The sequence below is a fragment of the Bacillota bacterium genome (genome assembly GCA_040757085.1).
Lineage (GTDB): Bacteria > Bacillota > Sulfobacillia > JACIYH01 > JACIYH01 > JACIYH01.
In genome coordinates this window covers 1-7,495 of the sequence record JBFLXJ010000026.1, presented here as the reverse complement: position 1 = coordinate 7,495, position 7,495 = coordinate 1, and the positions used below count along the sequence as shown (strand labels likewise).

The following is a 7,495-nucleotide window of genomic DNA, read 5'->3' as shown; positions in this document are numbered from 1 at the left end:
CCAGGCCAGCAAGCATGAGAATGCTTCCCAGCGTGCAGAAAACGGCCGTGAACTGCGGGCCGAAAACAGCGGAGGCCCACAGGTGCCCGCTCTGGTGGGCAAAAGGATTTGACACCGGCAGACGGACCCCCAGGACCGAAGTCAGGACGTATATCGTCAGCGGGAACCCGTACATCTCAGTGAAAAGGGCCACCACGAAAGCAGACACGACTCCCAGCGATCTCCACTCCCTCTTCCGCACCGGAGCCAGGAACGCAGCCGCGAAGCCGAGCACAAAGGCCGTGTTAACCAGCACCGCCGCCCAAAACCCGTAATCGTAGCTCGAACTCTCGGTCCCCATGAGTCTCACCCTCCTGTGGGCGGGCAAAACCTCCGCCTCACCCACCGAGTAGCCGAGGATACCATACCCCCGTACCGTAACAATACAACCAGCCCGCGCTCCTGTCAAGTACCCGCTGCTACAGGGAGTTGTTGATCGCTCATCCCGTGGCAGAGAGGGCTACGAACGAGGAGTTCCTTGTTGACCGAGGCTACCGACGCCTCGTTTGGAAACCGCAGCACCACGATGCCGCAATGCGAGCCGATGCGCGCGCATATACATTGTGCGGCGCCGCAGAGCCAGGTGGTGCGGAAATGGCCAGTTCCAGGTTGCCTTTAACCTGCCTGGCAATCATGCTGAGCACCCTGGTCCTGGCCGTGTATGCCCGGACCTTGCCCGCCGTTGCTGACAAAGCGATGGTCATCGAGGAATTGGAGAGACTGTTCGAAAACCGCACTCGCTGGCTGGTGCATGCCGACGTCCAGGCCTGCGCCACCTTTTACGATATCACCAGCCGAACGGGCAACTGGGCGCTGGAGCAGGAAAAACGCAGGGTGACCTCCGTGCACCAGTGGGCTGCATCGAGAGGGATTCAACTTGCCATGGCCGAGAACCACATCCGGGTCGTGGATGCTGGCACGAGCGGAGATGGCGCCTGGGGCTCCGTGTGTTACAACCTGCTCCTCACTTACGGCTACCGGGACGGTTCCGCTACGAACCAGATGGGAGTCAGGACCATCCACTGGCTGGAACTGGCCCGCCGTGGAGAACGCTGGTTGATCCGTCGGGACTGGTACTGGGATCCTTTCGGCAGCAGCCGCGTTTCGTCCGCCACCCCCATAGCTTCGACGCTGGCATACCCTCATCCGGCCCCAGGACCGGGGAAAGCACCGATCTCGGCACCAACAGCGCAAGGGCATGTCTCCACCCCGGCTCCTTACAACCGCGAGGCGGCTGTGACATACGCAGACCGGTATTGCGGGGTCACGGTGGCCGGAAACGCCGGGAGGTACTGCCCCCGCTACCGGGACTTCACCTTCCTGGGGGGCGATTGCACCAACTTTGTCTCCCAGGTGCTGGCGGACGCCGAAGCGGGAAACATCCCGACCGATGATACCTGGTGCTATCGGAACGGGGCTCCCACCCGGGCCTGGATCCAGGCACACGCCTTCGTCCAGCATATGCTCACCACGGGCCGGTTCGAGTGCCTCAAGAAGGGCACCCATGGGGAAGTGGCCGGCGCAGTGGAGCAACTGCTACCCGGCGACGTCATCGCCCTCGAGGAGGGAGGAGTGATAGAACACCTGATGGTCGTGGTCGGAAAGGATCACCATGGATGCGTCCTCGTGAACAGCCATTCTGCCGACCGCTATCACGTCCCCTGGGACCTGGGCGGGGGCAGGAACACGATATTCTGGTTACTCCATGTGACACCGTAGCCACAGGGCCGCCGCTACCCCAAGCACCCCCGCGCTCCACACGGTGCTCAGGGCGATGGAGGAGGCGGGGAGTGTTTGCGGGCGGCCCAGGCGCTCAGGCGGCGGGCAATCTCCTGCTCGAACCCCTCGTCGCCGGGGCGGTAAAAGGTGAGACCCTGCAGAGCCGGGGGGAGATACTGCTGGGGCACGAAGTGGCCCGGGAAGTCGTGGGGGTAAAGGTAGCCCCGACCGTGCCCGAGCGCCTCACCGTCCCGGGACGAATCCTTGAGGTGGTCCGGCACCTCGAGTTCGCCCTGCTCCTGCACCCTGGCCAGAGCCTGGAAGTATCCGCCCAGCGAGTTGCTCTTGGGGGCGGTGGCCAGGTAAACGGTGGCCTGGGCCAGGTGGTACTGCGCCTCCGGCAGCCCCACCCACTCCAGGGCGCGGGCACAGGCGGCCGCCACCACGATACCCATGGGGTCCGCCAGGCCGATGTCCTCGGCCGCCAGGATGAGTAACCGCCGCATGATGAATCTGGGATCTTCCCCGGCGTGCACCATCTTGGCCAGCCAGTAAAGGGCGGCATCGGGGTCCGAGCCCCGCACCGACTTGATGAAGGCACTTATGGTGTCGTAGTGCTCGTCGGCACCTTTGTAGTAACGCAGCGCCCTCTGCTGGATGGATTCCTGTGCGACGCCCAGGTCGATCCGGATGACTCCGTCCTCGCCGGGAGGAGTGGATTCCACCGCCAGTTCCAGGGCATTGAGCGCCGCGCGGGCGTCTCCATCCGCCACCCGGGCCAGGTGTTCGAGTGCTTCCCCCGTTACCTCTACCCGTCGGCCCCCGTAGCCGCGTTCGGGGTCGGTCAGGGCGCGGCGCAGGACCAGGGCGATCTCCGCGGGGGTCAGGGGACGAAGCCGGAACACGCGCGAACGGGACAGGAGCGGGGGAACCACCTCAAAGTAGGGGTTCTCGGTGGTGGCGCCGATCAAGACCACGGTGCCGTCTTCCACGTGGGGGAGCAGGGCATCCTGCTGGGCCTTGTTCCACCGGTGCACTTCGTCCACCAGCAGGATGGTGCGCTGCCCGTACAAGGTCCGCCTTTCTCTGGCTTCGGCCACCACCCGCCGCACATCAGCCACCCCCGCCAGCACGGCGCTGAGGGTCTCAAAGTGCGAGCGGGTGGTGAGGGCCACGATCGTGGCCAGGGTGGTCTTACCCGTCCCCGGCGGCCCCCACAGGATGATGCTGGAGAAAAGCCGGTCCGACTCGATGGCCCGGCGCAACAGGGTGCCGGGCCCGACGATGTGCTCCTGCCCCACCAGCTCGTCGAGCGTGCGAGGTCGCATACGCGCCGCGAGCGGCGCCTCTTTCTTCATCCTTTCCTCCCGGGCCTGCTCGAACAGGTCCATCCAACTACCTCCGCGCGGGCACCCCGCGCCGGCCGACAGCCCGGTCCCTGTGCCCTTCCGGTGCAGGAGCCGGCCGGATCACGCCGTGAGCCGGCGCGCTTCTTCCTTCATTATAGCGGCGGCTTCCTCGATGTCAGCGCGGGAAACGTCCTTGTGAGTCACCAGCCGGATGCGGTCGGGTCCGGTGGCGTTCACCTTCACCCCGCGCGCGGCCAGCCTGAGCACATACTCGTGCGCGTTGCCGCGCGTGAGCCAGCAGAGCACGATGTTGGTCTGCACCGTGTTCATGTCCACGCGGAACAGGGGTTCCTCGGAAATGAGGCCGGCCAGCAGGCGCGCATTGGCGTGATCCTCAGCGAGACGGTCCACCATCGTCTCGAGGGCCACCACGCCCGCGGCGGCAACCACTCCCGCCTGGCGCATGCCCCCTCCCAGGATCTTGCGGTTGCGTCGCGCCCGCTCTATGAACTCCCGCGACCCGCAGAGCACCGACCCCACCGGCGCCGCCAGACCCTTGGAAAGGCAAAACATCACCGAGTCAGCCGGAGCGGCCAGTTCCCGCGGATCGCAACCCAGGCGAATCGCCGCGTTGAAAATGCGGGCCCCGTCCAGGTGCACCGCCAGTCCCCGGCTGCGGGCCACGTCCGCCAGAGCCCTCGTGAGTTCGGGGGTCATCACCGTGCCCCCGGCCCGGTTGTGGGTGTTCTCCAGGCAGAGCAACGTGGGCGGCGGGTAGTGGATGTTGGGAGGACGCAGGGCCTTCGCCAGATCATCTGGATCGATCATACCCTGCCGCCCCTTCACCAGCCGGGGCTGCACCCCGGACAGGACGGCCAGGGCACCCGCCTCGTAGTAGTAAATGTGGGCTTCCTCCTCGAGAATCACCTCGTCCCCCCGCCGGGTGTGGGTCATCACGGCCACCTGGTTGGCCATGGTCCCGGACACGCAGAACAGCCCGGCCTCTTTGCCCATACGCTCTGCCGCCAGCTGTTCCAGCCGGATGACCGTGGGATCCTCCCCGTAAACGTCGTCTCCCACTTCGGCCTCCGCCATGGCCTCCCGCATGGCCGGCGTCGGAACCGTAACCGTGTCGCTGCGCAGGTCTATGATCCGCAACCAAAACCCTCCCCATCGTATAACGTGACAGAGTGCAGGGAAAATAAGCCGGGAAAGTCAACCCGGATCTACTGATTACGTAAACAGAGACATCGTCAACCGGCGCGTCGTCAACCGGGACATTGAGGAGGGGGACGTCCATGCCCGAGCGGGAGCGCGACAAAAACCGTGGCGGCCACGCTGGCGAACGCCAGCCCGCCGGTCGTCAGTTCCCCGTGCGACCTGCATTCGCCACGCCTGTGCCCGGTCCCTCTTCTCCCATCCCGGGCACGGTCCCGGCCTATCCCCCTCCCACCTTCCATCCGGCTCCACCCCTGCCTACCCCAACCCCTCCCGGCTATCCCTCGCCTCCCGCCTACCTGGGCGGGTATCCTGCCCCCCCCGCGGGAATGCCCACGCCGACCCCCTGGGGGTACCCGGCCGGAACCTGGGCTCCCCGGGCCGACGTGTACCAGGAAAACGGTGACTACGTGATCATCACCGACGTGCCCGGCATAGACATCGACACCCTGGACCTCACCTGGGACGGCGGGGAGTTGATCCTGGAGGCTTCCATCCGGTCACCAGAGAGACCCGACCGCAAGCCGCTGGTACGGGAGCGTCCCACTGGCAGCTACTACCGGCGCATACCCCTCGGGCCAGACCTGGACCCGGCCGGCGCGGTGGCCAGCTACTGCGACGGAATCCTGGAAGTTAGGGTTCCCCGCAAGCGCCGCCGCACGGGACGCGGTAAAACCGTGCGAGTCAAACGGCCTGAAGAATAGGCCGCACTTGTCAGGCCCGGATTGCACTTCGGCCCAACGGGTCACCTACCCGTCGTCCGTCTTTACCTTCAGGTAACGTTGAAGTGCCCGCCACGCCGGAGGAGTACGCTGCTGCAGGCGCGAATTACCACCCGGCACAACGTTGCGGTGTGGAGGAAGAACACGGGTGGCCAGCCAGGGGAGAATACACAACCACACGGGCATTGGCGCCCCGTTCCCCTGCCAGCTGCCGCGGACGGGTCGTGGGCCCGGGCCTCGCCTGCTCACAAACCTGCTCCGGACGCAAACCTGGCGTGAGGTGACTCTCGGGGCGTCGGCGTCCCGAGTATTCCGCCTGACCGCACCCAACACACAGGAGACCTGTTACCTGAAATGCTCCAGAATCGGCACCGGGCCCGATCTGTGCGGGGAGAAGGACCGGCTCGTGTGGCTGCAGGGAAAGCTGCCCGTCCCCAGAGTCCTGAGCTATGAGGAAGACCGCGATTGGCAGTACCTGCTGATCTCGGAAGTTGAGGGCGTGCCTGCCTGCGACCCGTCGTTTGGACAAGACCCGCTCTCGCTGGTGGCTATGCTGGCTCAGGGGCTGAGGCTGATCCACTCGGTAAGGACCGAGAGTTGCCCGTTTGACGCGAGGTTGGAGGCTCAGATAGCACGGGCCCACCGGCGCATGCTGGACGGCCTAGTTGACGAGACCAACTTTGACCCGGCCAGGCGGGGGAGAACTGCCCGGGAGCTGTACAAGGAACTCCTTCGGACCCGGCCCCCCGAAGAGGACCTGGTTTTTACCCACGGCGATTACTGTCTGCCGAACGTGATCATCAGAGATGGGAGAATCAGCGGCTTTGTCGACCTCGGCGAGGCGGGCATCGCGGACCGGTACAGAGACCTGGCTCTGGCGGCCAGGAGCATTCGCCACAACTTGGGCCCCCGGTGGGTGATGCCCTTCTTCCATGCGTACGGCCTCGAGAGTCCGGACCGGGCCAGGATCGAGTTCTATCAGTTGCTGGACGAGTTCTTCTGAGTGCATCCGGCCACCTGCGGGCGCCTGCGACTCCGACCGGACCCCCGTTTCACCCCTCCCCTGCGTCCAGCACCCTGGCTCCTGAGGACGGCACAGGTTGACTGCTCCTGGGAGCTGTAAGACCTCGACCGACTTCGGCGCAGCATGGTTACTGGTTCTTCCTCGGGCGGAAGACTCTCTGAGTCATGGCGACTATCCAGTTCCAATGGAGGAAGATGTGTACCAGCGTTAAGACGATGATCGCCACCGCCAGCCATTGGTGAATTTCGGTCCAGGTATGCCGGTCAAATATAAATGTGGCCTGGCGCGGCCCCCCACGGCCGGGGGAAGGCAGCACCAGCCACTTCACGAATCCCGAAACTGCCAGGCCTGCCCCGGCAAACAACAGCAAGCAGTCCAACCAGTAGTTAACCGCGCTCTTTCTCATTTCAAACACCTCCTGATGAAGACCTGTGTCCTGCCTGGGTACGCAGTCCCTCACTGGTCCTCCCGACGAAACAGACCCGTTCGTTGGCAGCCTTACGACGAACGTGAAGCCTGGCACAGGAAGCTCCATGCGTGGCGACCAAGTCCAGCACTATCCAGGCCCATAACCCTTCCCGATCCCTCTTCTCGCTCCTATGCTACCCGGAAAACGTGAAGAGTTTATGAACCACCCTCGGGTTTGGGTGCCCAGTCCCCAGCAGCGCCGGTTACGTACCCTGCTTGGATACCGGTCGGGGCTCATCCGCCTGCAAACTGCCTTAAGGAACACAGTTCACACCGTGCTGTCCCGCACGGGTACCGACCCCTAGCAACCGACCTGCTTGGCCGGAAGGCGGCGGGAAATCCCCGGTGGTCGTTTTACCTGTTAGGGAACTCAATATCGATATGAATATTCATTCTTGCCCTGGCCTGCCTTAAAAGGAGTTCCCCTTCCCTCGTGAGCTCATAGTAGGTGTGATTCCGGTGCTTAACGCTTTTCCGCCGTCGGTGATAATATTTAACTATCCTGCCTTCTACTCGCTTGACCAGTCCTCTGTCTGCCAACCTTTGAAGTCGCTCTCTGCTTTCTTCCAGGGATAAACCCAGTCGTGTTGCCAGGAGTTTTGCGTATTCCGGCCCCAGCTTTTTCAGGTAGGCAAGGATTTTTAAATCAAGTTCCTCTTGCCGATTTTTGGTGAACAGATTCATCCCCCTATTCCACTGGGGCGTAGCATGAACGACGACCGGAACCCCGTATGAGAGTCCACAATTCCTTCCATGTGTTTGCCCCTTCCCCCTTTATTATAGTGTCCCCAATGATTCTAGACTCATTGAAAGAAAGCGTACGGTAGGCCCAACGTGTAAAGTTTCGGTAGGTGGCGGTGGGTCTCGAGGAGAAGAATGAGACCTCACCCAGGGATGTCCTTGCGGACATCTCACTCCCCGACCAAAGGAGGGTGAGGTCTCATGTGGACGATTCG

8 protein-coding genes are annotated in these 7,495 nt (G+C 63.6%); 3 read left to right on the top strand and 5 right to left on the bottom strand.

Translation table 11 applies throughout. The features are described 5' to 3' along the window. Window positions 1-340, bottom strand: a 340-nt coding sequence (locus AB1446_10340; protein MEW6547292.1) for an isoprenylcysteine carboxylmethyltransferase family protein, incomplete at its 3' end; no start/stop codon positions are given. A 293-nt stretch (window positions 341-633) separates the two neighbouring features. Here AB1446_10340 and AB1446_10335 point away from each other — a divergent pair. After that, window positions 634-1,758: an amidase domain-containing protein gene (locus AB1446_10335; protein ID MEW6547291.1), complete on the top strand. Its 1,125-nt coding sequence runs from the start codon at window positions 634-636 to the stop codon at window positions 1,756-1,758. Window positions 1,759-1,805: 47 nt separating this feature from the next. On the opposite strand, the gene AB1446_10330 is transcribed toward AB1446_10335, so the two are convergent. Next, complete coding sequence (locus AB1446_10330) at window positions 1,806-3,149, bottom strand: AAA family ATPase (GenBank protein MEW6547290.1); 1,344 nt, start codon at window positions 3,147-3,149, stop codon at window positions 1,806-1,808. 78 nt (window positions 3,150-3,227) lie between these two features. Beyond that, window positions 3,228-4,259 carry a low-specificity L-threonine aldolase gene (gene ltaE, locus AB1446_10325; GenBank protein MEW6547289.1) on the bottom strand — a complete coding sequence of 344 codons (1,032 nt, stop codon included), beginning with the start codon at window positions 4,257-4,259 and terminating at the stop codon, window positions 3,228-3,230. Between the two features lie 146 nt (window positions 4,260-4,405). Between ltaE and AB1446_10320 the strand changes: the two genes are divergently transcribed. Together AB1446_10320 and AB1446_10315 are read left to right on the top strand one after the other, a co-directional pair. Beyond that, entirely contained in the window at window positions 4,406-5,029 is a 624-nt protein-coding gene (locus tag AB1446_10320) for an Hsp20/alpha crystallin family protein (GenBank protein ID MEW6547288.1), read from the top strand. Between the two features lie 166 nt (window positions 5,030-5,195). Beyond that, on the top strand, window positions 5,196-6,050 hold the full coding sequence (locus tag AB1446_10315; protein ID MEW6547287.1) for an APH(3') family aminoglycoside O-phosphotransferase: 855 nt from the start codon (window positions 5,196-5,198) through the stop codon (window positions 6,048-6,050). 148 nt (window positions 6,051-6,198) lie between these two features. Here the strand turns inward: AB1446_10315 and AB1446_10310 are convergent, their stop codons facing one another. Together AB1446_10310 and AB1446_10305 are read right to left on the bottom strand one after the other, a co-directional pair. Beyond that, window positions 6,199-6,477, bottom strand: coding sequence for a DUF4405 domain-containing protein (locus AB1446_10310; GenBank protein MEW6547286.1), 279 nt, complete (start codon window positions 6,475-6,477; stop codon window positions 6,199-6,201). Between the two features lie 416 nt (window positions 6,478-6,893). Continuing rightward, window positions 6,894-7,217, bottom strand: coding sequence for a DUF2250 domain-containing protein (locus AB1446_10305; GenBank protein MEW6547285.1), 324 nt, complete (start codon window positions 7,215-7,217; stop codon window positions 6,894-6,896). Window positions 7,218-7,495: the final 278 nt, after the last annotated feature.

Coding starts and splice junctions, on each gene's coding strand:
- AB1446_10310 (MEW6547286.1), bottom strand. CDS start 6,477: ATGAGAAAGAGCGCGGTTAACTACTGGTTGGACTGCTTGCTGTTGTTT.
- AB1446_10330 (MEW6547290.1), bottom strand. CDS start 3,149: ATGGACCTGTTCGAGCAGGCCCGGGAGGAAAGGATGAAGAAAGAGGCG.
- AB1446_10320 (MEW6547288.1), top strand. CDS start 4,406: ATGCCCGAGCGGGAGCGCGACAAAAACCGTGGCGGCCACGCTGGCGAA.
- AB1446_10335 (MEW6547291.1), top strand. CDS start 634: ATGGCCAGTTCCAGGTTGCCTTTAACCTGCCTGGCAATCATGCTGAGC.